The sequence below is a fragment of the Streptomyces sp. NPDC093252 genome (assembly GCF_040683675.1).
Lineage (GTDB): Bacteria > Actinomycetota > Actinomycetes > Streptomycetales > Streptomycetaceae > Streptomyces.
The window spans coordinates 323,532-346,411 of the sequence record NZ_JBFBEM010000011.1 but is presented as its reverse complement, the minus strand read 5'-3'; the positions used below and the strand labels follow the sequence as shown (position 1 = coordinate 346,411).

Annotated in this window: 21 protein-coding genes; 8 read left to right on the top strand and 13 right to left on the bottom strand. The window is 72.3% G+C overall.

Going from position 1 to position 22,880, the window contains the following annotated elements; translation table 11 throughout:
• The coding region (locus AB0O01_RS24415; protein WP_365316420.1) for a maltotransferase domain-containing protein at positions 1-722 on the bottom strand (722 nt) is incomplete at its 3' end.
• Positions 723-1,548: 826 nt separating this feature from the next.
• Here AB0O01_RS24415 and glgP point away from each other — a divergent pair.
• On the top strand, positions 1,549-4,155 hold the full coding sequence (glgP, locus tag AB0O01_RS24410) for an alpha-glucan family phosphorylase (RefSeq protein WP_365316419.1): 2,607 nt from the start codon (positions 1,549-1,551) through the stop codon (positions 4,153-4,155).
• 482 nt (positions 4,156-4,637) lie between these two features.
• Here glgP and AB0O01_RS24405 read toward each other — a convergent pair whose 3' ends face one another.
• The 3 genes from AB0O01_RS24405 to AB0O01_RS24395 are packed head-to-tail and all read right to left on the bottom strand — an operon-like array spanning position 4,638 to position 5,868.
• Positions 4,638-5,147: a DUF1990 domain-containing protein gene (locus AB0O01_RS24405; protein WP_365316417.1), complete on the bottom strand. Its 510-nt coding sequence runs from the start codon at positions 5,145-5,147 to the stop codon at positions 4,638-4,640.
• A 32-nt stretch (positions 5,148-5,179) separates the two neighbouring features.
• Complete coding sequence (locus AB0O01_RS24400) at positions 5,180-5,614, bottom strand: hypothetical protein (protein WP_365316415.1); 435 nt, start codon at positions 5,612-5,614, stop codon at positions 5,180-5,182.
• 23 nt (positions 5,615-5,637) lie between these two features.
• Positions 5,638-5,868, bottom strand: a complete 231-nt coding sequence (locus tag AB0O01_RS24395; RefSeq protein ID WP_365316413.1) for a hypothetical protein — start codon at positions 5,866-5,868, stop codon at positions 5,638-5,640.
• Between the two features lie 105 nt (positions 5,869-5,973).
• On the opposite strand from AB0O01_RS24395, the gene AB0O01_RS24390 reads away from it, so the two are divergent.
• The 3 genes from AB0O01_RS24390 to AB0O01_RS24380 are packed head-to-tail and all read left to right on the top strand — an operon-like array spanning position 5,974 to position 7,253.
• Positions 5,974-6,810, top strand: a complete 837-nt coding sequence (locus tag AB0O01_RS24390; RefSeq protein ID WP_365316411.1) for a Scr1 family TA system antitoxin-like transcriptional regulator — start codon at positions 5,974-5,976, stop codon at positions 6,808-6,810.
• A complete protein-coding gene (locus AB0O01_RS24385; RefSeq protein WP_365316410.1) occupies positions 6,807-7,019 on the top strand; it encodes a DUF397 domain-containing protein in 213 nt (70 codons plus the stop codon). Before AB0O01_RS24390 ends, AB0O01_RS24385 begins: the two co-directional genes overlap by 4 nt.
• Positions 7,020-7,046: 27 nt before the next feature.
• Entirely contained in the window at positions 7,047-7,253 is a 207-nt protein-coding gene (locus AB0O01_RS24380) for a DUF397 domain-containing protein (protein WP_365316466.1), read from the top strand.
• Positions 7,254-7,317: 64 nt separating this feature from the next.
• On the opposite strand, the gene AB0O01_RS24375 is transcribed toward AB0O01_RS24380, so the two are convergent.
• Positions 7,318-7,881, bottom strand: coding sequence for a class IV adenylate cyclase (locus tag AB0O01_RS24375; RefSeq protein ID WP_365316408.1), 564 nt, complete (start codon positions 7,879-7,881; stop codon positions 7,318-7,320).
• Complete coding sequence (locus AB0O01_RS24370; protein ID WP_365316406.1) at positions 7,878-8,327, bottom strand: SAM-dependent methyltransferase; 450 nt, start codon at positions 8,325-8,327, stop codon at positions 7,878-7,880. Before AB0O01_RS24370 ends, AB0O01_RS24375 begins: the two co-directional genes overlap by 4 nt.
• Before the next feature lie 27 nt (positions 8,328-8,354).
• Here AB0O01_RS24370 and AB0O01_RS24365 point away from each other — a divergent pair, with 27 nt between their 5' ends.
• Complete coding sequence (locus AB0O01_RS24365; RefSeq protein WP_365316404.1) at positions 8,355-9,203, top strand: XRE family transcriptional regulator; 849 nt, start codon at positions 8,355-8,357, stop codon at positions 9,201-9,203.
• The gene (locus tag AB0O01_RS24360) at positions 9,118-9,585 is read left to right on the top strand and encodes an NUDIX domain-containing protein (RefSeq protein ID WP_365316402.1); all 468 of its coding nucleotides are present in this window, start codon (positions 9,118-9,120) and stop codon (positions 9,583-9,585) included. Before AB0O01_RS24365 ends, AB0O01_RS24360 begins: the two co-directional genes overlap by 86 nt.
• On the opposite strand, the gene AB0O01_RS24355 is transcribed toward AB0O01_RS24360, so the two are convergent.
• From AB0O01_RS24355 to AB0O01_RS24325, 7 genes are all read right to left on the bottom strand, one after another.
• Complete coding sequence (locus tag AB0O01_RS24355) at positions 9,573-10,136, bottom strand: HD domain-containing protein (RefSeq protein ID WP_365316400.1); 564 nt, start codon at positions 10,134-10,136, stop codon at positions 9,573-9,575. The genes AB0O01_RS24360 and AB0O01_RS24355 overlap by 13 nt on opposite strands.
• Positions 10,137-10,277: 141 nt before the next feature.
• On the bottom strand, positions 10,278-12,341 hold the full coding sequence (locus AB0O01_RS24350) for a M4 family metallopeptidase (RefSeq protein WP_365316397.1): 2,064 nt from the start codon (positions 12,339-12,341) through the stop codon (positions 10,278-10,280).
• 384 nt (positions 12,342-12,725) lie between these two features.
• A complete protein-coding gene (locus AB0O01_RS24345) occupies positions 12,726-14,471 on the bottom strand; it encodes an ABC transporter ATP-binding protein (RefSeq protein ID WP_365316464.1) in 1,746 nt (581 codons plus the stop codon).
• 197 nt (positions 14,472-14,668) lie between these two features.
• The gene (locus AB0O01_RS24340) at positions 14,669-16,372 is read right to left on the bottom strand and encodes an ABC transporter ATP-binding protein (RefSeq protein ID WP_365316396.1); all 1,704 of its coding nucleotides are present in this window, start codon (positions 16,370-16,372) and stop codon (positions 14,669-14,671) included.
• A gap of 238 nt (positions 16,373-16,610) precedes the next feature.
• On the bottom strand, positions 16,611-17,027 hold the full coding sequence (locus AB0O01_RS24335) for a hypothetical protein (RefSeq protein ID WP_365316394.1): 417 nt from the start codon (positions 17,025-17,027) through the stop codon (positions 16,611-16,613).
• Between the two features lie 72 nt (positions 17,028-17,099).
• On the bottom strand, positions 17,100-18,983 hold the full coding sequence (locus tag AB0O01_RS24330; protein ID WP_365316392.1) for an ABC transporter ATP-binding protein: 1,884 nt from the start codon (positions 18,981-18,983) through the stop codon (positions 17,100-17,102).
• Entirely contained in the window at positions 18,980-20,908 is a 1,929-nt protein-coding gene (locus tag AB0O01_RS24325) for an ABC transporter ATP-binding protein (RefSeq protein WP_365316390.1), read from the bottom strand. The genes AB0O01_RS24330 and AB0O01_RS24325 overlap by 4 nt, the downstream gene beginning before the upstream one ends.
• Before the next feature lie 320 nt (positions 20,909-21,228).
• Here AB0O01_RS24325 and AB0O01_RS24320 point away from each other — a divergent pair, with 320 nt between their 5' ends.
• Together AB0O01_RS24320 and AB0O01_RS24315 are read left to right on the top strand one after the other, a co-directional pair.
• Positions 21,229-22,140, top strand: a complete 912-nt coding sequence (locus tag AB0O01_RS24320) for an ABC transporter ATP-binding protein (RefSeq protein ID WP_365316388.1) — start codon at positions 21,229-21,231, stop codon at positions 22,138-22,140.
• Complete coding sequence (locus AB0O01_RS24315) at positions 22,137-22,871, top strand: ABC transporter permease (protein WP_365316386.1); 735 nt, start codon at positions 22,137-22,139, stop codon at positions 22,869-22,871. Before AB0O01_RS24320 ends, AB0O01_RS24315 begins: the two co-directional genes overlap by 4 nt.
• Positions 22,872-22,880 lie beyond the last annotated feature (9 nt).

Below are 22,880 nucleotides of genomic sequence, written 5' to 3'. Positions count from 1 at the left end.
CCGTGCGGCTCCTCGGCCGTCCCCTCCGACCTCGGGAAGAACTCGTACCAGGACCCGAACAGGGCCCGCTCCCGCTCCACCAGCAGCGGCAGGGGCGGGGACGAGGAGACCAGCTCCCGCAGCGGATGACGGCCGAGCACCCGCCCCACCTCCGGGGTCAGCGCCCCCGCCAGCCGGGCCGACGCGGGCCGCGACTCGTCCCGCAGCGCCGCCACCGCCTCCCGGACGGCGGTCCGTTCCGCGCCCTCCGGTACGCCCTCGGCGGCCCGCTCATGCAGCCGGGCGCCCTCCTCCAGCACCAGGGCGGTGTCCATGCCCGCCGGGATCTTGATACCGGCGTGGTGCCGCCAGGTGGCGATCGGATCGCTCCACGCCTCGACGGTGAACGTCCAGCGCCCGACGGCGTCCGGGGTGACCCGGGCACCCCAGCGGTCGGTGCCGGGGGCGAGTTCCCGCATCGGCGTCCAGGGGCCGGGGCGGCCCTCGGGATCGTGGAGGACGACATTCGCGGCGACCGCGTCATGGCCCTCGCGGAAGACGGTCGCCGAGACCTCGAACGCCTCGCCGGTCACCGCCTTCGCGGGCCGCAGCCCCTGCCGGACACAGGGGCGGACATCGAGCACGGGAATGCGCCCGACGCTGGTGGGAGCCGGGGGAGGGGGTGGGGGGTGAGGGGCGTCGGTGGTGGTCGGGGGTGCCGACGAGTCGTGCGTGCGGGGCATCACCGCTCCTGTCCGCGTCAACGAGGGTGGGCCGAGGGCTGTAGGGAGGACGGTTCGGCGGGAGGTGTCTGCGGGGCGTACCGCAGAAACCTTCCCACTCGGGTCGGGGCGGCAATCCGGCCCCGTGTTAACTACTCACGCGTATGCCCATCCATACGTTCTCTCCCTCCGCTCCGTGGGCAGCCTCTCGTGCGTGCCGAAGACCCACAAGGTGGCCGAGGGACCCGGAATCGGCCATACCGGCCACAGAGGGGCAGGGAGAGTGACCCGTCCTGCCCTGGTGGATCATCGAATGGGTGCCCGTCGGGGCAGCGCGGAGATGCCCGTGCGGGCAGCGCGGATACGACCCGTCCGGGCATCGGGGGTGTGCCCGTCCGGGCAGTGTGGATGCGGAGTGTGCGGGCAGGGGCGACGCGGGGGCCGGCCGGGCGGGCAGGGTGGGTGTGGCCGCGCGGGCTGTGTGGGCTGTGCGGATGTGCTCCGCGGGGGCTGCGTGGATGCGTTTCGCGTGGGCTGGGCGGATGCGCTCCGTGCAGGCTGTGTGGGCTGTGCGAGATGTGTGAGATGTGCGCGTGCCGGGCGGATGTGGCCGGGAGGTCCGGGTGGGCCGCGCGGACCGGACGTGCCGGATGTACAGGGCGTGCCGGATCTGCCGGACGTGCCGGGCGGATGCGGATGTGGTCTGTCCGGGCATCAAGGACGGCCGTTCAGGCTGAATACGCGGGTTTGGGGGCGGAGTCCCCGGCAACGGCACGATCACGCCAGTACCTTTTCAACCGACGTCGACGTCAATGACCGGTCATCCAGCGAAGCGCCGAGGTGGAATGTGAAGGCGATCCGTCGATTCACCGTCCGACCCGTTCTCCCCGAACCCCTCCAGCCGCTGAGCGACCTGGCGCGAAATCTGCGCTGGTCCTGGCACCCCGAGACCCGGGAACTGTTCCAGTCCGTCGATCCGGGGCGCTGGGCCGCCTCGGACGGCGATCCGATAAGGCTGCTCGGCAGTGTGCCGACCGCGCGGCTCGCGGAACTGGCGGAGGACGGGGAGTTCCTGGCCCGTCTCACCGCCGTCTCCGACGAACTGCGCGCCTACGTCGAGGGCGACCGCTGGTACCAGCAGCAGTCCCGGTCGGCGGAGCTGCCGGCCGCCGTCGCCTACTTCTCGCCCGAGTTCGGCATCACCGCCGCGCTGCCCCAGTACTCCGGCGGACTCGGCATCCTCGCCGGGGACCACCTGAAGGCGGCCAGCGATCTGGGCGTCCCCCTCATCGGGGTCGGGCTGCTCTACCGGCACGGCTACTTCCGCCAGTCCCTCTCCGGCGACGGCTGGCAGCAGGAGCACTACCCGGTGCTCGACCCGCACGAGCTGCCGCTGATCCAGCTCAAGGAGCCCGACGACACCCCGGCGCAGGTGATGCTGGCGCTGCCCGGCGGGCGTTTCCTCCGGGCCCGTATCTGGCTGGCCCAGGTGGGCCGCATCCCCCTGCTCCTCCTCGACTCCGACGTCGAGGAGAACGACCTCGGCGAACGCGGGGTGACCGACCGGCTGTACGGCGGCGGCAGCGAGCACCGGCTGCTCCAGGAGATGCTGCTCGGCATAGGAGGTGTCCGGGCGGTCCGTACGTACTGCCGACTGACGGGGCATCCCGCGCCCGAGGTGTTCCACACCAACGAGGGGCACGCCGGGTTCCTGGGCCTGGAGCGGATCAACGAACTGTGCGGCGGCGACGACGCCCTCGGCTTCGACGCGGCCCTTGAGTCGGTGCGCGGCGGAACGGTCTTCACGACCCACACCCCCGTCCCCGCCGGTATCGACCGCTTCGACCGGGACCTGGTGGCCCGCCACTTCGGCCCGGCCGCCGAACTCCCCCGGATCGAGGTGGACCGCATCCTGCGCCTCGGCGCGGAGAGCTACCCGGGCGGCGAGGCCCACCTCTTCAACATGGCGGCGATGGGCCTGCGCCTCGCCCAGCGCGCCAACGGGGTCTCCCTCCTCCACGGCCAGGTGAGCCGGGGCATGTTCGCCGGACTGTGGCCGGGGTTCGACGCCGAGGAGGTGCCGATCACGTCCGTGACCAACGGGGTGCACGCGCCGACCTGGGTGGCGCCCGAGGTGCTGCGGCTCGGCGGCACGTCCGCCGAGGACGGCGACGAGCGCTGGGACGCCGCCGCCGGGCTCCCCGACCCCGACCTCTGGGCCCTGCGCCGCACCCTGCGCGAACGGCTCGTGGACGAGGTACGGGACCGGCTCCGGGCCTCCTGGCGCCAGCGCGGCGCGGGCTCCGCTGAACTGGGCTGGATCGACGGCGTCCTCGACCCCGACGTCCTCACCATCGGTTTCGCCCGCCGCGTCCCCTCCTACAAGCGCCTGACTCTGATGCTCCGCGACAAGGACCGGTTGACGGAGTTGTTGCTCCACCCGGAGCGCCCGGTGCAGATCGTCGTCGCCGGCAAGGCCCACCCCGCCGACGACGGCGGCAAGCGCCTCATCCAGGAGCTGGTGCGGTTCGCGGACGACCCGAAGGTCCGCCACCGGATCGTCTTCCTCCCCGACTACGGCATGGCCATGGCCCAGAACCTCTACCCGGGCTGTGACATCTGGCTGAACAACCCGCTCCGCCCCCTGGAGGCATGCGGCACCTCCGGCATGAAGGCGGCCCTCAACGGCTGCCTCAACCTCTCGGTGCTGGACGGCTGGTGGGACGAGTGGTTCCAGCCCGACTTCGGCTGGGCGATCCCCACGGCGGACGGCGCCGCCGCCCTGGACACCGACCGCCGCGACGACATCGAGGCATCAGCCCTCTATGACCTCCTGGAGCAGCGGATCACCCCCCGCTTCTACGAGCGCGGCGGGGCCGGGCTGCCCGACCGCTGGATCGAGATGGTCCGCCGCACCCTGACCCAGCTCGGCCCGAAGGTGCTGGCGGGGCGGATGGTCCGGGAGTACGTCGAGCGGCTCTACGCGCCGGCCGCCCGCGCCCACCGCGCGCTGGGCCCCGAACAGGCCGCGGAACTGGCCGCCTGGAAGACCCGGGTACGGGCCGCCTGGCCGTCCGTGGGGGTCGACCACGTCGAGACCTCGGCGGCGACGGCCACGGCCGAACTCGGCACGGCGGTGTCGCTGCGCGTGCGGGTCGCGCTGGGTGATCTGCGCGCCGAGGACGTGGAGGTGCAGGCGGTCTCCGGCCGGGTGGACTCCGAGGACCGGATCACCGACGCGGCGAGCGTCCCGCTGAAGCCGGTGTCCGGCCCGGACACGTACGGGCGCTGGCTCTACGAGGGCCCGCTCTCCCTGGACCGCACGGGACCCTTCGGCTACACGGTCCGCGTCCTCCCGGCCCACCACCTGCTCGCCTCCCCGGCGGAGCCGGGTTTGGTGGCGGTGGCGTCGGACGCGGTGGGGCGGGAGGGGGCGGGGGTGCTGTTGCGGTGAGTTGGTGAGGGGGCGGGGGTGCGGGTGCGTGGGTACCGGGTTCGCGCAGTTCCCCGCGCCCCTGGAGGGGTCGTGGGTCCGCGCGGGTGAGTGGGGCTCGTTCGCGCAGTTCCCCGCGCCCCTGGGGGTGGCGGGGGTTGTGGTCGGGTGCGGCCCGGTGGGGCGGATTCGCGCAGTTCCCCGCGCCCCCAAAAACCCCCACGGCCCCGCACCCAACGACGGCGGGTTCCCCACCCCAGGGGCGCGGGGAACTGCGCGCCCAGCCACAACCCACCCGCACCCAACAACGGCGACGCCCGTCCGTCAGGGGCGCGGGGAACTGCGCGACCAACCCCCACGCACCCGCACTTGACGACGGCGATGTCCGTCCGTCAGGGGCGCGGGGAACTGCGCAATCAACCCCCACGCACCCGCACCCAACAACGACGCCTCCCCCTCCCCCTCTCAGGGGCGCGGGGAACTGCGCAAACCCGGTACAAACCTCACCCCGCATCCAAATGCGCACACAACCGCCGCAACGCCACCCCCGCCCGACGCGCATACGCATGCTGAAGCCCCCGAGTCGCAGCCCCACCCGCCTTCGCATACCACTTCGCCGGACGACTGAACGCCGTCACGGTCAGCCACACAGTCCCATCCCCCGTCCGCTCCACCACGAACGACTCCTCCCCGCACTCCGGATGCCCGTCGAGCGTGCCGTACGCCCACCCGGACCGGCGGTACTCCTCCACCGTCCACACCACCCGGCACGGCGCCTTGATCACCCCCGCCAGGGTGACCGTGACATCGACATCCGGCGCGGCCCGCTCGGCGGCGGCGTCGACGCCCATGCCCATCGCCCGGTGCAACTCCCACCCCGCGACCGCGTCGGCGGCCCGCCGGAACAGAGCGTGTCCCTCGCCGATGCGGGTACGGACCTGGAGCCGGTGGAATCCGGGCGGGCAGAAGCCGGGGTCGCGGGTGCCGCCGACATCCTTGTACGTGAAGGACATGGGCCAAGCGTAGGGCCTGAGATGAAGCGCCTTCAGAGGGTCCGGCGGGCGGAGGGGCGCTTACGTCGGGGTACGTCCCACTCGTCCAGCCGCTCACCGACCCAGGTCGGACTGACCTTGAACTCCCGGGCCAGCGCGCTGACGGACTGACCCTCCTCGTACTGCGCGATCACGGTCGCGCGCAGCCGGACGAACTCCGCCTGGGCGGCCCGCATCTCCGCGGTGGAGCGCGGCGCGGCCGGACGCCCCCGGAAGACATGCCCGGCGGCCCGGCGGTGCAGGTGGGCCGCGTAGAGGGGGCGGCGGGGTTCGCCCCATTCGTCGAGCCGCGCCCGCACCCAGCCGGCCGGGACGCCGTAGGAGGCGGCGATGAGGGCGACGGGTTCCAGTGCTCGGTAGCGGGCGATGACCGTCGGCCGGTCGGCCCGTAGGGCGGCCCGTGCCTCTTCCACCTCGACCGGATCCACAGGGCTGCCTCCCGGGCCGTCGCTCACAGCCGGGCACCCCGGCTGCGGGCATTGACCCGGGCCGTCTCGGCGTGCAGCCGCTCCGCCGGGGTGGCGGGGCGGGTGTCCTCCGGCCTGACTTCCCACTCGGTGCCGCCGCGCACGGGGCGCAGGAACCAGTAGGGCCCGATGGCGTCCCGGAATTCACCGACGCGGTCGCCTTGGCTGGTATCCACCATGATCGTGCCGGGTTCGGGAACACTCCGTGCGATCATAGGTATTCCTCTCCGTAGTTGCCTGACTACCGGGAGGCAAAGAGTGGCTGAGAGCTGGGAAGACTTCAAACTGCTCAGGTAGAACGAAAGGTTGGTGAACGGCCTTTGAATCGCAAGGAATTGAACCCGGACGCCTCGGCGCAAGCGGCCTTCGGCGCGCGTTTACGCAGCATGCGGGAGGGGCGCGGCTGGACCCAGGATCAGCTCGCGCTGCGTATGGACTATTCCAGCGTGCATATCTCCGCCGTGGAAACCGGCCGCAAGTCTCCGACTCTTCGTTTTTCGCGTAGTGCGGATGTCGCCTTCGGACTGGTGGGCGCGACGGACGCGTTCGAACGCGGGTATCGGGAGATCCGGCTGGGCGCGATGCTGGAAGGGTTCCCGGAGTACGTGAAATTCGAGGGCCGGGCGGTGGAGATCCGGCTCTTCAACATCGGCGTCATTCCCGGTCTGTTGCAGACCCCTGAGTACGCCCGGGTGCTGGCCGACAGCGCGATAAGGCGGGGTGCCATCACTCCCGAACAGGCCGAGCGGCGGGTCGCGTTGGTGGCGGAGCGCCAGGCGACGCTGCTCCGGACCGTGCCGCCCATGGTGTTCGTGACCATGGACGAGAGCTGTATTCGGCGGCCGGTCGGCGGGGCCGAGGTCATGGACGCCCAACTGGCGTCGCTGATCGAGTTCGCCGACCGGCCCAACACCCTGCTCCAGATGGCGCCTTACGAGATCGGCGAGCGCCGGACCTTCAACCTGCCGGTCAATCTCCTGACCATGCCGGACCGGTCGGTGGTCTACTACGCCGAGTCCCAGGCACAGGGAAATCTCGACCGGGAGACCACTTCCGTAGCGGCCGTCTTTACGGCATACCATCAACTACAGGCCGTAGCCCTGTCTCCGGCGGCATCCGTGGCCATGATCGAGCAGGTACGAAAGGGCATCCCGTGACGACCGACGACTCCCCGCGCTGGTTCACCTCGTCCTACAGCGACAACGGCGGCGACTGCGTCGAGGTCGCCACCAATCTCGCCGCCTCCGGCGGTGTGGTCCCGGTCCGGGATTCCAAGAGCCCGGCCGGTCCCATACTCGACTTCCCGGCCGACGCGTTCGCCACGTTCGTGGCGGGGGTGCGGGGCGGGCGGTTCGGGGCGGTCTGACCGCTTCAGCTTCGGAAGGAGGCACACCTGGTGACCGATCCGCAGTTCTTCACGTCCTCCTACAGCAGCAACGGCGGCGACTGCATCGAGGTCGCGGCCAACCTTGCCGTCCCGTACGGCATCGTTCCTGTCCGCGACTCCAAGGACCCGTCCGGTCCCGTTCTGGACCTCCCCGTCGCCTCGTTCACCTCCTTCATCGCGAGCGTCAAGCTCGGGGAGTTCAGGGCGGTCTGACGAGACGACCGAAGCCCCGCCATCCCCTCCCCGGGGGCCTGGCGGGGCCATCCCGCATCTGCTGCTACTCGGCAGCCCTCCCCTCGTCGGCGAACAAGAGCGTCGGTTCGGCGAGGATGTCGCGGGCGGCCTCGCTCTTGTAGATCTCGTCGACGCTGCCGAACCGGGCCTCGGCGTAGTCGAGGTCCAGCAGCGCGGCGGCCTCCCGGACGGATGCCTCGTCAGGTCCTTCGATCTCCAGGAAGGTGGGCAGGCCGGGCCAGGTGTCGAAGTCGAAGGCGACCTCGCCCAAGCGCCACTCCTCGCGGTAGTTCTCCTGGTAGCGCACCTCGGTGAGGCCGACCCGGCGCAGGATGTCGGCCATGGCGTGCAGGTCGGACACCTCGGTCTCGATCTCCTGGGTGCCGTCGATCACCGTGGCGTCGGTGACCTGCTTGAGCGTGAGCGTCGAGCGCGTGCCCTCGTCGCGCAGGCGCAGCCAGGCCCCGTCGTCGAGGACGTCGTTCTCGAAGATCTTGCGGGTGAGGAGGGTGCGGGGGAGCGCCTGAACGGCGCCGAGCGCGACCAGCCCGGCCCGGAGGCCGACGGTGTCGACGGCCAGAAACTTCGCCTCGTACTCGTTCTTCATTCGGCCTTCTCTCGGAAGCGGTCGGTGCGGGGGGACGTTCGGGCCGCGATGGGCAGGCCCATGCGGTGGGTGTGTTCGTGCGGCCTGCCGACGTGGGGTCGCTCGGTGAACTCGTCCGTGGACAGAGTGAGCAGGACTTCCCAGCCGTTGTGGAAGTGACGACGCAGTCGCTCGGGGGAGGTGTAGTGCTCGATCACGTGGTGACGTCTCTCGACCGGCATCATGAACTCCGCTCCGAACACGCCTCCCGTACCGACCAGACGTTGCATGCGGTCGACGAACTCGGCGAGCGGTCGGCGGTGGTTGGCACTGTAGTGCCAGGAACAACTGGTCCAGACGGCATCACACCTCAGCTCCAGCGGCGTACCGTTGAGGAAATCGCCCTCAACTACCTCTACGCGGCTGGTCAGTTCCTCGCGCTTCAGCCCGAAACGTCCTTGCCCCATCCGGCGCGGTGGCGTTTCGATGGCCGTGTGAACGACCGACTGCGCACGGTGCTCGGCCAGCGGGGAGTCTCGCCCGAGGCGCTTGCCGAGGTCTGCGAGGTGGATCCCAAGACGGTGAGCCGATGGCTGGGCGGACGGATCCCCCATCCCCGGCACCGCTTCCGGGCCGCGCGGCACCTGCGCGTGGAAGAGACCTTCCTCTGGCCGCCCGCCCCGCCCGAGCACCCCGGCCGCCCGCTCGACGGGTCGGGCACCGAACTGGTGGGCACCTATCAGAACCGCGCCAGCGTGCCACGCGATGTCTGGCTCGCGCTGCTGCGGGGAGCCCGGCACGAGATCAGCGTCCTCGTCTTCTCCGGCACGTTCTTCGCCCAGTCCAACCCCCACATCGCCGAGATGCTCTCCGAGCGCGCAGCGGACGGAGTGCGCGTGCGTCTGTGCTTCGGCGACCCGGCAGGGCGGGCGGTGTCCGTCCGGGGCCGCGAGGAGGGAATCGGCGACACCCTCGCCGCCAAGATCCGCGCCTCATTGACCTACTACCGTCCGCTGCTGGGCAGGTCGCCCTGCGCCCTGCGCCTGCACGACACCACGCTCTACGCGTCCTTGTTCCGCTACGACGACAACCTGCTCGTCAACCCACACATCTGGGGACAACCGGCCAGTGCCAACCCACTCCTCCACCTCAAGAGGGTGGACGGCACGGGGTGGTTCGACGCCTATGCTCGAAGCTTCGGCGCCATCTGGGCCGCCGCCCGACCGTGGGCGCCCGAAGAGGAGAGGACCGCCGGCCATGGGCAGGACCGAGTACTACAACGACCCGACCGCCCCCAAGGCGAACACCCTCATCCCGGCCAGCAACCTGCTGGTGGCCGATGAGACCGGTGCCATCCTTCTTCAGCGCCGCCGCGACACGGGCCAGTGGGCCCTTCTTGGCGGCGCCCAGGAGATCGGCGAGACCGCGGCCCAGTGCGCGATCCGCGAGTGCCTGGAGGAGACGGGCATCATCGCGGACATCACCGGCTTCCTCGGCGTGTACACCAACCCGAACCACATCGTGGCCTACACCGACGGCGAGATCCGCCAGCAGTACGAGAACACCTACATCGGCCGCCCCGTCGGCGGAGCGCCCACGATCAACGACGAGGCCGACGGGGTCCGCTTCGTCCAGCCGTCCGATCTGGACCGGTACGACATCCACCCCAGCATGCGGCAGCAGATCGGCGACTATCTCGCCGGTACTTATCCCTATCTGGGCTGAGCTGTCAGCGCCACCTCGATCCGCTCGACCGAGGAGAAGATCTCCGGTGCCGCCGACCGGATGAACCGTCCCACCACATGGTCCGCGCCGTAGCGGCCGATGATCTCCGCCACCCGCCGCTGTGCGGTGGTCCGGCCGCCGTCGGGCGTTGTCGTCATGTCGCAGTACACGAGGGCGTCCAGCAGAAGCGGGTCCTCCGGCAACGGGAACTCCGCCGCCAACTCCGCCCTCAGCCCCCGTTCCTCCGCCTCCAGGAGCGCGAACGAGTGGTTCGCCACCAGCCCGGTGACCCGCTCGCCCACACCGTGCTCGTCCCGGAGGAAGCGCGCTCCGTCGAGCGGATGAAACCCGGTGACCGCCAGCCGAGGCGCGTAACCCACGTCGTGCAGAGCGGCGGCGGCGACCAGCAGACCGGCTTTCCCGCCCAGGAGGATCCCCACCTCTGCCGCGCGGGCGGCCACCCCCACTGAATGCGCCCACCGCCGGGGGAGTTCGCGGCTGAGCTCCCTCTCGGCGAGCCGCCGCGCCTGCGCGGCAGGAAGGCCGTTCATGGTCTTCAGCCTGCCCAGCGGAGGGGCCGGGCAGACGGACGGTCCTCTGGAACGACGCGTCCGCGGGGACGCCGACAGCCCCGCCGCACTTCCCCGGAGGGAAGACGCGGCGGGGCTCAGCTCACCCAATGCCTGCGCCCCCTACGGGAACGTCAGCTTCCACCCGTTGATGTACCCGGTGTCCTGTGCCGCCACATCCTGGACGCGGAGCTGCCACGTGCCGTTGGCGGTTTCGGAGGAGGCGTTGACCGTGTACGTCTCCTGGACGTTGTCCGCGGAGTCGGAGCCGCTGGAGTTCTTGAGGCGGTACAGGGTGCCGTCCGGGGCCACCAGGTCGAGGACCAGGTCGCCGCGCCAGGTGTGGATGATGTCCACCTCGACCGGGAGCGCCGCCGGGGCGTTGCCGGTGCGGCCGGTGACGCTGATCGCGGAGTTCACGGCGGCGCCGTTGTCCGGGATGGAGACGTCCGTCGTGGACTCGAAGGACGTGCCGCCGGGGGTGCCGGAGCGGGTGCCGACAGCGACGGCCGCCCATGCGTCCTGTACGGCCTTGTACTCGGTGGAGGTGGTGCCTCCGTAGAGTTCGCTCGCTACCGCGAGGGTGCCGGTGCGGGCCGCCGAGTAGTTCGTGGTGGTGGTGAACTTGGTGGTGAGGGCCTTGAACCAGATCTGCTCGGCCTTCGCCCGGCCTATGCCGGTCACCGGCAGTCCGTCGGAGGTCGGGGAGTCGTAGGTGACGCCGTTGATGGTCTTCTGGCCGCTGCCCTCGCTGAGCAGGTAGAAGAAGTGGTTCGCGGGGCCCGAGGAGTAGTGGACGTCGATCGAGCCGATGCCCGAGTACCAACTGTCCTTGGACGCCCCGTCCTTGCTGGGCTTGTCCATGTACCGCAGGGGCGTTCCGTTGCCGTTGATGTCGATCTTCTCGCCGATGAGGTAGTCACCGACGTCGGAGGCGTTGTTGGCGTAGAACTCGACCGTCGTGCCGAAGATGTCGGAGGTGGCCTCGTTCAGGCCGCCGGACTCGCCGCTGTAGACCAGGCCGGCGGTGGCGGAGGTCAGGCCGTGGGTCATCTCGTGCCCGGCCACGTCGATCGACGTCAGCGGCTTGGCGTTGCCCGCGCCGTCGCCGTACGTCATGCAGAAGCAACTGTCCGACCAGAACGCGTTGATGTAGTTGTTGCCGTAGTGGACGCGGGAGTAGGCGCCGACGCCGTCACCGCGGATGCCGTTGCGGCCGTGCACGTTCTTGTAGTAGTCCCAGGTCAGCGCGGCCCCGTAATGGGCGTCGGCGCCGGCGGTCTCCAGGTTGGCGGCGGTGCCGTTGCCCCAGGTGTCGTCCGGGCCGGAGAAGAGGGTGCCGGTGCCTGAGGTGCCCCGGTTGAGGTTGTACGTGCGGTGGTTGCCGCGGGCGCCGTCGGTGAGGTTGTACGTCGTCCCGGACTGGGTCGTCGTCAGGGGGACCGTGCCGCTGTACTGGGTGTTGCCGGTGCCGTTGCGCACCGCCTGCCACTCGTACAGCTTCTTCCCGTTCGTCGCGTCGGTCACGACGTGCAGTTCCTGCGGGGTGCCGTCGTGCTGGAGGCCGCCGACGACCGTCTCGTACGCCAGGGTGGGGGTGCCTCCGGCGGCCCAGACCACCTTGCGGGGGGCCGTTTCGATCGCGGGGCTCTTCGCCTTCTCCGCGCGGGCCTCGGTGAGCGCCTGGCTCTCGGCCTTGGAGGGGGCGAGGGTGGGGGTGAGGGAGGGGACCGCGATCGTGGCGCGGGTCGCCCTGACCGTGCTCTCCGTCGTGCCGTTCTTCGCCGTCGAGACGACCAGGTCGCCGCCCAGTACCGGCAGCCCGCCGTAGGTCCGCTCGTAGCGGGTGTGCAGGGTGCCGTCCTGGTCCTTCGCCACATCCCGGACGACCAGCTTCTGCTTCGCGCCGAGGCCGAGTTCGGCCGCGGTGGCGGTCCTGTCGGCGTCGGCGGCGCGGATCAGCGCGGTGCGCTGCGCGGGGGTGAGGTCGGCGGGCAGGGCGCCGGGGTCGGCGGCGGTGACCGGCGCGGACCGGGGTGCCTGCTCGGGGGCGGCGGTCGCGGCGCCGGACTGCACGGCCGCGGCCAGGAAGGCAGCGACCCCGACGAGGGCGACGGCCGTGACGCGGCGGCGGCGCGGGGTGTGGGGGGTGTGGGGGGTGGGTCTGTGGGAGGGAGTACTGCTCAACACTGACTCCTTCTGCGTGGCCACGGGTCGCGCGGCCAGGGATGACCGGGCGGCCGAGAGACCGTCCGGGCAGAACGGGACACCAGATGCGTACGGCCCGGGGTGCTCCCGGCGGGGTGCGTGGGGTTGCCGGGAGGGGCCTTGGGAAGGGTGGCACTCGGGGAGTGGAGTTGTCAGGGGCGCGTCAAAGGTTGGCCGGAATTCGTTCGTTGGACAGGAGGGTGCGTTCGATATGCGGAGGGGTGGCGGGGCCCTTTTACTCTCCGTGCCAGGTCAAATGGGGTTCAAGGGTCGGTCAAGGGTGGGTTGCCGACGGGTCTCTCGCCGTGTCACTCGCGGTGGCTCGCCGTGCCGGGTCTACCGGGTCTACCAGGTCTGCCGGGTCTACCGGGTGTGCCAGGTGTTCCAGAGGCGGGCGTACGCGCCGTCCGCCGCCACCAGCTCGTCGTGCGTGCCGAGTTCGGTGAGACGGCCGTCCTCCATCACCGCCACCCGGTCCGCGTCGTGCGCGGTGTGCAGCCGGTGCGCGATGGCGATCACCGTACGGCCCTTCAGTACGGCGGCCAGCGCGCGCTCGGTGTGCCGGGCCGTCGTCGGGTCCAGCAGTGCCGTCGCCTCGTCCAGGATCAGGGTGTGCGGGTCCGCCAGCACCACCCGGGCCAGCGCCAGTTGCTGGGCCCGCGAACCGTCGGCCGCGTGGCCCCCTGCGCCACCGCCGCCACCGCCGCCGAGCCGGGTGTCCAGGCCGTCCGGCAGGTCCCGTACCCAGCCCTCCGCGCCGACCGCCGCCAGCGCCGACCACATCGCCGCGTCCGACGCCGCCGGGTCCGCGATCCGCAGATTGTCCCGGACCGTACCGAGGAAGACATGGTGCTCCTGCGTCACCAGCACCACCTGGCGGCGCAGTTGCTCCGGGTCCAGCGCCGCCACCGGCACCCCGCCCACCGTCACCGCCCCCGCGCTCGGCGCCTCCACCCCGGCGAGAAGCCTGCTCAGCGTCGTCTTGCCCGCGCCCGACGGGCCCACCACCGCGAGCCGCTCACCCGGCCGGACCGTCAGATCCACCCCGCGCAGCACCTCACCGCCCCGGTCGTACGCGTACCGCGCCCCCCGCACCTCGATCAGGTCGCCCGCCGGGGCCGCCGCCGGGCCCTCCTGCGCGGTGGACCGGGGTGCCCGCGCCAGCCCCTCCACCCGCGCGAACGACGCCCCGCTGCTCTGCAACTGCTCCACCCGCACCAGGATCTCGTCCAGCGGGCCGCTCAACTGCTGGAGATACAGCGCTGCCGTCACCACCGCGCCCAGGGTCATCGCCCCGTTCGCGTGCAGCGCCCCGCCGATCAGCAGCACACCGGCCACCGGCAGGACGTAGGAGATCTCGACGACCGGGAAGAAGACCGAACGGAGGGCGAGGGTGCGCAGGCGGGTGCGGCGGGCCGTCTCCAGGCGGTCCCGGCTCACCGCGGTGCGCTTGCGGGCCAGCCCGAACGCGTCCACCGTACGGGCCCCCGCCGCCGTCGCCGCGATCACCTCGGCGACCTCGGAGGTGGCCGCGCCCTCCGCGAGATAGGCGTCCCGCGCGCGGCGCAGATACCAGCGCAGGACCAGCGCGATCGGGGTCAGACAGAACACCCCGAGGGCCCCGAAGAGCGGGTCCAGGGTGAAGACGGCGACCAGGAGGAAGAGGGCCTGGACGCCGCTGACGAGGAGTTCCGGCGCCGCGTCGCGCAGGGTGGTGCCGACGACGGCGACATCCGCGGTGCCGCGGGCGGTGAGATCGCCGGTACCGGCCCGCTCCACGGTGGCGGCGGGGAGGTCGAGGACGCGGTCCACGAAGCGTTCGCGGATCCGGGCGAGGGTGCGTTCGCCGAAGCGGTGGCCCGCGTTGCGCGCCGCGCGGGAGAGGAGGAGCTGGGCGAGGGCGGCGAGGAGGATGCCGAGGGCCAGGTGGTCGATGGTGGTGACGGTGGTGCCGGTGCGGACCTCGTCGATGATGCGGCCGAGCAGCCAGGGGCCGATGAGGCCGGTGAGGGCGGCGAGGGCGTTGAGGGTGAGGACGGTGGTGAAGAGAGGGGTGTCGGCGCGGATGAGGGTGGTGGCGGCTCGGCGGACCTCTTGGCGGGTGGCGATGGGGAGGTGGGGTGGGGTTGGGGTTGGGGGTGGGGTGGCGGTGGGTTGTCGGGTGCGGGTGGGTGGGGGCTGGTCGGGCAGTTCCCCGCGCCCCTGAGGGGGTGGGGGTGCTGGGGTTTTCGTGCGCGGTTCCTCGCGGCCCTGAGGGGGGTGTGGTGCGGTTGGTCGGGGGCCCTTTCGGTCGTCCTGGGTTTCCGTCACTCGGGGTCGTCCTCCGTGGTTCGGGACACCAGGGTGCGGTAGTCCGGGTCGGTGTGCAGGAGGTGGGTGTGGGGGCCCGTGGCCGTCGCCTTGCCGTCGCGTACGTGGATCACCGTGTCCGCCTGGGCCAGGACCAGGGGGGACGTCGAGGTGAGGAGGGTCGTGCGGCCGGACCTCGTGGCGCGGACCCGGTCGGCGACCGCCGCCTCCGTGTGGGCGTCCAGCGCCGACGTGGGTTCCGCGGCCAGCAGGATCTCCGGGTCGGCGAGCAGCGCGCGGACCAGGCGGACGCGTTGCCGCTGGCCGCCGGAGAGATTGCGGGCCTGGGCGGTGAGGGGGGACTCGGCGCCGTCGTGGAGGGCCTGGACGATGTCGTCCGCGGCGGCTGCCCGCACCGCCCGCTCGAACTCCGCGTCCGGCCGGTCCTCGCCGTCCACCACCTCCCGGAACGGGCCCGCGAACAGGTCCGCCTCGTGATCGGCCAGCAGGATCCGCGCCCGGACCTGCGCGAGCGGGATCTCGTCCAGCCGTACCCCGCCCCAGGTCGCCGCCGATTCCGTGTGCCGGGCGAGACGGTCGAGGATGGCGGCGGCGTCGGCCGGACGGTCCGTGGCCAGCGCGGTGAGCCGGCCCGGCAGGACGCTGACGCCCGACTCCGGGTCGTGCAGCACCGACGGTTCGGCGGGGGCGTCCGCCGTCCCCGCGTCCGCCGCGGGCGCCAGCCGCAGGAACCGTACGACCCGGTCGGCCGCCACCAGCGCGCGGCTGATCTGGTGGGCGCACTCCACCAGGAACGCCATCGGGATCACCAGCACCGCGACATAGCCGTACACCGCGACCAGTTCGCCCGCCGTGATCTCGCCGCGCGCCGCCGAACGGGCCGCCAGCCAGCTCACCACCGCCAGGAACAGCGTCGGCAGACCGATGCCGAGCGCCTGCATCCAGCTCGTCACCCGGCCGACCCGGTAGCCCTGCGCGCGCAGCCGCCGCGAGTCGGCGCGGAAGGCGTCCGCGAAGAGGCTCTTGCCGCCGAGCCCGTTGAGGACGCGCAGGCCGCCTGCGAGATCGCCGATCCGGGCCGTCAGCAGGCCCTGCGTCTCCCGGTACGCCGCCTCCCGGCCCTGGATCCGGCGCATCAGCGGGCCGATCAGCACCACGATCACCGGCACCCCGAGCAGGATCACCCCGGCGAGCTGCGGCGACACCGACAGCAGCAGCGCCGCGACCACCGCGTACGCGACGAGGGAGCCGACGCCGGGGCCGATCGCCGTCATGGCGGTGGCGATGGTCTGGACGTCACCGACGCCGATCGTGGTGACCTCGCCCGCGCCGGTCTGCGGCCCCAGCCGGGAGCCGAGCCGTACCGAGTGGTCCACGACCACCTTGACCGTGCGGAAGTTGGCGTCCATCCGCACCCGGGTCATCGTGCGGTGCCGCATGATGCTCAGCCAGGCGTTCAGCACCCCCGCGCCGAACAGGGCCGCGCTCCAGCCGACCAGCGCCGGGTAGTCGCCCGCGGCGAGCCCCTCGTCGACCGCCCGGGCCATCAGGAACGGGGTCGCCGCGAGCAGCACCATCCAGACACTGGCCAGCATCGCCCCGGCCACCGACCGCCCCGGCTGGCTCCGCACCAGCCACCACAGATACCGGGCGGGGCCGCGCCGGTCGGGGGTGCCGGGGTCGCCGTACGTGTCGATCATGACGCCCCGCCGGGCCGCCGAGCGCCGGTCGCTCGGGCCACGCCCGGCCGGTCCCCGTTCGGCCCGTTCAACCCCGTCGTGCCCGGCCGGTCGCCGTTCAGCCCGTTCAGCCCCGTCGTGCCCGGCCGGTCACCGTTCAGTCCCGTCGCGTGGGGCTGGTCACCGTTCAGCCCGTTCAGCCCCGTCATCACAGGAGACCGGTCGCCGTTCAGCCCCGTCGCACGAGGCCGGTCACCGGTCAGTCCGGTTGCGCGAGGCCGAGGCCCAGCAGCAGCGCGCCCGTCGTCGCGAACAGCGCTCCCGGCCAGTGCGGCCATGTCCGCCACGCCCGCCGGGTCGGCCATCGGCGTCCCGCCACCTCGCCGATCGCCACCCCGGCCGCCGCGGGCCACAGCACCGCGAACGCGGTGGAGCCGAGCGACAGCCCGCCCGTCAAGGGGAGGGACACCGCGTACCCGGCGACCGCACCGCCCGCGGCGAGCGGGAAGCGCGGCCCGAACGGGTTCCAGCCCTCGGCCCCCGGATTGCGCCGCCGCTCCCGGATCGCCGGCACCAGCGCCGTGGCCTGCGCCAGGATCGCGACGACATTCCACAGCGTCGCCGGAACCAGGACCGCGAGACCGGCGGGCTCCGCCGCGACAACCTCTCCTGTCATGACAACCCCCTCCGCTCCGAACGCGCACCCCGCCCGGCGACCTCCCCGACGACCCCGCCATCACACCCGCCATCACACCAGACTCTCCCGCCACGCCCGGTGCAGATCCGCGAAGCGGCCCGCGCCCGCGATCAGTTCGGCCGGAGTGCCGTCCTCCACCACCCGGCCGTGCTCCATCACCAGCACCCGGTCCGCGATCTCCACCGTCGACAGCCGGTGGGCGATCACCACCGCCGTGCGGCCCTTGAGGACCGTGGCCATCGCGCGCTGCACCGCCCGCTCCCCGGGCACGTCCAGGGAACTCGTCGCCTCGTCCAGGATCAGGACCGCCGGGTCGGCGAGCAGCGCCCGCGCGAAGGCGACGAGCTGGCGCTGCCCGGCCGAGATCCGGCCGCCGCGCTTGCGGACGTCCGTGTCGTAGCCGTCCGGCAGCGCGGTGATGAACGCGTGCGCGCCGATCGCCTTCGCCGCCTCCTCGATCTCCTCGCGGGAGGCGTCGGGGCGGCCGATGGCGATGTTCTCGGCGACCGTGCCGGAGAACAGGAACGCCTCCTGCGTCACCATCACCACCCCGCGCCGCAGCTCCGGCACGGCGAGGTCGCGCAGATCCGTCCCGTCCAGCAGCACCCGGCCGCCGGTCGGGTCGTAGAACCGGGCCAGCAGCTTGGCCAGGGTCGACTTCCCGGCGCCGGTCGTGCCGACCACGGCGACGGTCTGCCCGGCCGGGAGGGTGAGATCGAAGCGGGGCAGCACCTCACCGCCCGTGCGGTACGCGAACCGCACCCCGTCGAAGACCACCTCGCGGCCCGGCTGCCCGGCCGACTCCAGCGGCGGCAGCGGACGGGGCCGTTCCGTCTCCGGCACCGACGGGGTCTGCGCCAGCAGCCCGGCTATCTTCTCCAGCGACGCCGCCGCCGACTGGTACGAGTTGAGGAACATGCCGAGCCGGTCGATCGGGTCGTACAGCCGCCGCAGGTACAGCACGGCCGCCGCCAGCACCCCCAGTTCCAGACCGCCGTCCGCCACCCGGTAGGCGCCCCACAGGACGATGCCCGCGACCGCCGTGTTGGCGATCAGCCGGGAGCCGACCACATAGCGGGCCATCTCCAGCAGCGCGTCCCCGTTGGTGCGCTCGTGGCGCCGGTTCAGCACCTGGAAGTCGGCGTCGTTCGCGGCCTCCCGGCGGAACGCCCGCACCGGGCGGATGCCGTTCATCGTCTCCACGAACTTCACGATCACCGAGGCGATGGCGGTCGACCGGACCCGGTAGATCCGGCCCGCCCGCCGCAGATACAGCCGCACCAGCCCGTACAGCGGGACGAACGACAGCACCGCAACCGCGCCCAGGCCCAGGTCCAGCCAGAGCAGCATCGCCGAGATGTAGACGAAGGAGAGGACGACCGTGAGCAGTTCCTGGAGGCCCTCGTCCAGCAGCTCGCGCAGGGACTCCACATCGGTGGTGGAGCGGGAGATCAGCCGCCCGGAGGTGTACCGCTCGTGGAAGTCCACACTCAGCGCCTGCGCGTGCCGGAAGATCCGGCCGCGCAGATCCAGCAGCACATTCTGGTTGACGTGCGCCGCGGCCCGGATGAACGCCGCCTGGAGCAGCCCGGACGCCAGCGCGCAGCCCAGATAGGCGACGGCCACCGCGATCAGCGGCCCGTTGTTCCCGTCCTCCCGCAGCGCCGGTACGGCCCGGTCGATGGCGTACGCCACCAGCAGCGGGCCCGCCTGCACGGCCGCCTGGCCGAGCAGGAGGAGGACGGCGGTCAGCGCGACGCGGGCCTTCATGGGGGCCAGCAGTGAGCGCAGCAGCCGGCCGGTGGAGCCGGGCGGGGAGGGCAGGACGTCCTGGTCGAAGGCGTCGGCGGCGCCGGGGTCCGGAGGGGCTTGGGGGAGGAGGCCGGGTTCCTCGGCGGTGGCGGCCTCGGTGGCGGCCTTCGTCGGCGCGGTCATCGTGCCCCGTCCTTCCCCGGAGAGGTGTGGCCCCCGGCGGCCTTCTCCGGAGAGGCATGGCCCCCGGCGGCGTCCACCGGTCCGTCCGTGCCCGACATCAGATGCGCGTACTCGGCGTGCGTGCGCAGCAGTTCCTGGTGGGTGCCGACCGCGGCGATCCGGCCGCCGGACAGCAGCGCCACCCGGTCGGCCAGCAGCACCGTCGAGGGGCGGTGGGCCACGATCAGCGCGGTGGTGTCGGCGAGCACCTGCCGCAGCGCCGCCTCCACCGCCGCCTCGGTGTGCACGTCCAGCGCGGACAGCGGGTCGTCCAGCACCAGGAAGCGCGGGGCGCCGACGACCGCGCGGGCGAGCGCGAGGCGCTGGCGCTGCCCGCCGGACAGGCTCAGGCCCTGCTCGCCGACCTCGGTGCCGGTGCCCTGCGGCAGGGCGTGCGCGAAGTCGGCCTGGGCGACCGACAGCGCCCGGTCCAGCTCGGCGTCGCCCGCCGGGCCGCCCGCGCCCATCAGCACGTTCTCCCCGACGGTGGCCGAGAAGAGGGTGGGTTCCTCGAAGGCGACGGCGACCGCGGCGCGCAGCTCCTCGCGGGGCATCGCGGTGATGTCGACGCCGTCGAGGGTGATCCGGCCGCCGGTGACCTCGTGCAGCCGGGGGACCAGTGCGGTCAGGGTGGTCTTGCCGCTGCCGGTCGCCCCGACCAGCGCCATCGACTCGCCCGGCCGGATGTGCAGATCTATGCCGGTGAGCAGGGGCGGGGAGCCGGGCGGGGCGTCGGGGTAGCGGAAGGTGACGTCGTGGAAGCGCAGTCCGGTGCCGCCCCCGGCCGACGCGGAGCCACCGACGGTCCCCGACCTCGGCCCCGACCCCGGCCCCGAATCCGCCCCCGACTCCGGCGCCGAATCCGATCCCGACCCCGATCCCGACTCCGGCTCCGCGTCCAGCACCTCGAAGTACCGCTCCGTCGCCGTCGCCGCCTCCTGGCTCATCGCCAGCAGGAAGCCGATGGAGTCCACCGGCCAGCGCAGCGCGAGCGCCGTGGACAGGAAGGCCACCAGCGTGCCCGCCGACAGCACCCCGTCCGCGACCTGGACCACCCCCACCACCAGCGCCGCGCCGATGGCTATCTCCGGCAACGTGATGATCACGCCCCAGATCGCCGCCAGCAGCTTCGCCTTGCGCAGCTCCGTGCCCCGCAGCGTGCGGGACAGCTCCCCGAACGCCCGCGCCTGGCTGCGATGGCGGCCGAACCCCTTGATGATCCGGATGCCGAGGACGCTCTCCTCGACCACCGTCGTCAGATCGCCGACCTGGTCCTGCGCCCGCCGCGCCACCGTCGCGTACCGCTTCTCGAAGATCACGCAGGTGACGATGACCGGAATCACCGGGCCCAGGATGACCAGCCCGAGCGTCCAGTCCTGGAGCAGCATGATGATCACGCCGACCAGAATGGTCACCCCGTTGACCAGCAGGAACGTCAGCGGGAAGGCGAGGAACATCCGCAGCAGCATCAGATCCGTCGTGCCCCGCGACAGCAACTGGCCCGAGGGCCAGCGGTCGTGGAACGCCATCGGCAGCCGCTGGAGGTGCCGGTACAGCGCGGCCCGCATGTCCGCCTCCACCCGGGCCAGCGGCCGGGCCACCAGCCACCGCCGCAGCCCGAACAGCAGCGCCTCCGCGATGCCGAGCAGCAGCAGGAAGAGCGCGCCCAGCCACACCCCCGCCGTGTCCCGGTCCGTGACCGGCCCGTCGACCAGCCATTTCAGGACGAGCGGGATCACCAGCCCGGTACAGGACGCGACGATGGCGATGAAGGCGGCGGTGAACAGCCGGGCCCGGACCGGCCGGACGAACGGCCACAGGCGCAGCAGACTGCGCACGGCGGAGCGGTCTCGCGGCTCCTCGGTGGGTGCATGGGTCGTGGACATCAGGAGCGAGCCTACGGTTCACCACTGACACTGCCCAGTGGGTTTCGCCCCGGGCAGACTCCGTCAATGGTCCTACGACCTGCGCGTTCACCGCCGGACACGGGCTCGGCACGGAGGAGAACGTATCCCCGGATCAGCCCTCCGTCCGCCCGGGACCAGCCCGCTGCCCGTCCCGGATCAGCCCTCCGTCCGCCCCGGGATCAACCCTCCGCCCACCCCCGGTCCGACCTCGGGCGGCCGTCGTATCAACCGATCGGCCGATGCCGGATCGAGCGGGTCGTCCGATGCGGCGCACCCCGCGCCGGCCCGAATCTGGGGGCATGCCCGTCATCGAAGTCAGCGAACTGCGCAAGTACTACGGCGGCCGGCCCGTCGTCGACGGAGTCTCCTTCACCGTCGAGGAGGGCGAGATCTTCGGCGTCCTCGGCCCGAACGGAGCTGGCAAGACCACCACCGTCGAATGCGTCGAGGGCCTCCGGGTCCCCGACGGCGGCCGGGTCCGGGTCGCCGGACTCGACCCCGTGGCCCAGCACGAACAGGTCGCCCGGATTCTCGGCGCCCAGCTCCAGACCAGCCGCCTCCAGCCGAAGCTCACCGTCCGCGAGGCCCTCGACCTGTACGCCTCCTTCTACCGCCGCCCCGCCGACTGGCGCCCGCTCGCCGAGCGCCTCGGCCTCACCGACCGGCTCACCGTGCCGTTCGCCAGGCTCAGCGGCGGCCAGCAGCAGCGGCTGTTCATCGCGCTCGCCCTGATCGGCGACCCGCGGATCCTCGTCCTGGACGAACTCACCACCGGACTCGACCCGCGCGCCCGCCGCGACACCTGGCAGTTGATCGAGGACATCCGCGCCCGGGGCGTCACCGTGCTCCTGGTCACCCACTTCATGGCGGAGGCCCAGCGGCTCTGCGACCGGATCGCGGTGATCGACCGCGGCCGGACCGCCGCCCTGGACACCCCCGAGGGCCTGATCCGCCGCTCGGCGGGCGGCACGGTCCTCAGCTTCACCCCGTCCCGGCCCCTGGACCCGGAGGAACTGCGCGAACTGGACCAATTGCCCGAACTGGTCTCCGTCGCCGAGCGCGACGGCCGGTTCACCCTCACCGGCACCGACACCACCGTCGACGCGGTCCTCACCCTCCTCGCCCGCCGCCGGATCACCGCCCATCAGCTCCGCGTCGGCGCCGCCACCCTCGACGACGCCTTCCTGGACCTCACGGAGAACCCCGCATGAGCACCGCCGTCCTGCGCACCGAGGCCCGGCTGTTCGCCCGCGAACCCGGCGCGCTCTTCTGGATCCTCGCCTTCCCGCCCCTGCTGCTCGCCCTCGTCGGCGCCGTCCCCGCGTTCCGCGAGCCCCAGGACGGCCTGGGCGGACTGCGCCTGATCGACACCTATGTGGCCGTCACCGTCCTCCTCGGCGTGATCGTCGCCGGGGTCCAGGCGTTCCCGGCCGGGCTGACCGCCTACCGCGAACAGGGCGTCCTGCGCCGGATGTCCACCACCCCCGTCCGCCCCGCCGCCCTGCTCACCTCGCACATGCTGGTGCACGGACTCGCCGGGCTGCTCGCCGCCCTCCTCCCGCTGCTCCTCGGCCGCCTCCTCTACGACGTGGCCCTGCCCGGGCAGCCCCTCGGCTATCTCCTCGCCCTGCTCCTCGCCGTCCTGGCCGCCCTCGCCCTGGGCGGGGTGATCGCGGCCGTCGCCCCGAACGTACGGATCGCGAACGCGATCGGTACGGCGGCGCAGTTCCTGATGATGTTCTGCGCGGGGGTGTGGGTGCCGGTGCAGGTCATGCCGGACCTGCTGGCCGACCTCGTCGGCTGCACCCCGTTCGGCGCCGCCGCCGAGGCCCTCGGCCAGGCCGCCCGCGGGGAGTGGCCCAACTGGTTTCCGCTGCTGGTGCTGACCATCTGGACGGTGGTGCTGTCGTCGGCGGCGGTGCGCTGGTTCCGCTGGGAATAGGGGAAGTGG

Bases quoted from the DNA above. Each gene is read 5' to 3' on its own strand.
- AB0O01_RS24405 (WP_365316417.1), bottom strand. From the start codon at position 5,147: ATGTCCTTCACGTACAAGGATGTCGGCGGCACCCGCGACCCCGGCTTC.
- AB0O01_RS24395 (WP_365316413.1), bottom strand. From the start codon at position 5,868: ATGATCGCACGGAGTGTTCCCGAACCCGGCACGATCATGGTGGATACC.
- AB0O01_RS24375 (WP_365316408.1), bottom strand. From the start codon at position 7,881: ATGAAGAACGAGTACGAGGCGAAGTTTCTGGCCGTCGACACCGTCGGC.
- AB0O01_RS24370 (WP_365316406.1), bottom strand. From the start codon at position 8,327: ATGGGGCAAGGACGTTTCGGGCTGAAGCGCGAGGAACTGACCAGCCGC.
- AB0O01_RS24360 (WP_365316402.1), top strand. From the start codon at position 9,118: ATGGGCAGGACCGAGTACTACAACGACCCGACCGCCCCCAAGGCGAAC.
- AB0O01_RS24355 (WP_365316400.1), bottom strand. From the start codon at position 10,136: ATGAACGGCCTTCCTGCCGCGCAGGCGCGGCGGCTCGCCGAGAGGGAG.
- AB0O01_RS24340 (WP_365316396.1), bottom strand. From the start codon at position 16,372: ATGATCGACACGTACGGCGACCCCGGCACCCCCGACCGGCGCGGCCCC.
- AB0O01_RS24335 (WP_365316394.1), bottom strand. From the start codon at position 17,027: ATGACAGGAGAGGTTGTCGCGGCGGAGCCCGCCGGTCTCGCGGTCCTG.
- AB0O01_RS24330 (WP_365316392.1), bottom strand. From the start codon at position 18,983: ATGACCGCGCCGACGAAGGCCGCCACCGAGGCCGCCACCGCCGAGGAA.
- AB0O01_RS24325 (WP_365316390.1), bottom strand. From the start codon at position 20,908: ATGTCCACGACCCATGCACCCACCGAGGAGCCGCGAGACCGCTCCGCC.
- AB0O01_RS24320 (WP_365316388.1), top strand. From the start codon at position 21,229: ATGCCCGTCATCGAAGTCAGCGAACTGCGCAAGTACTACGGCGGCCGG.
- AB0O01_RS24315 (WP_365316386.1), top strand. From the start codon at position 22,137: ATGAGCACCGCCGTCCTGCGCACCGAGGCCCGGCTGTTCGCCCGCGAA.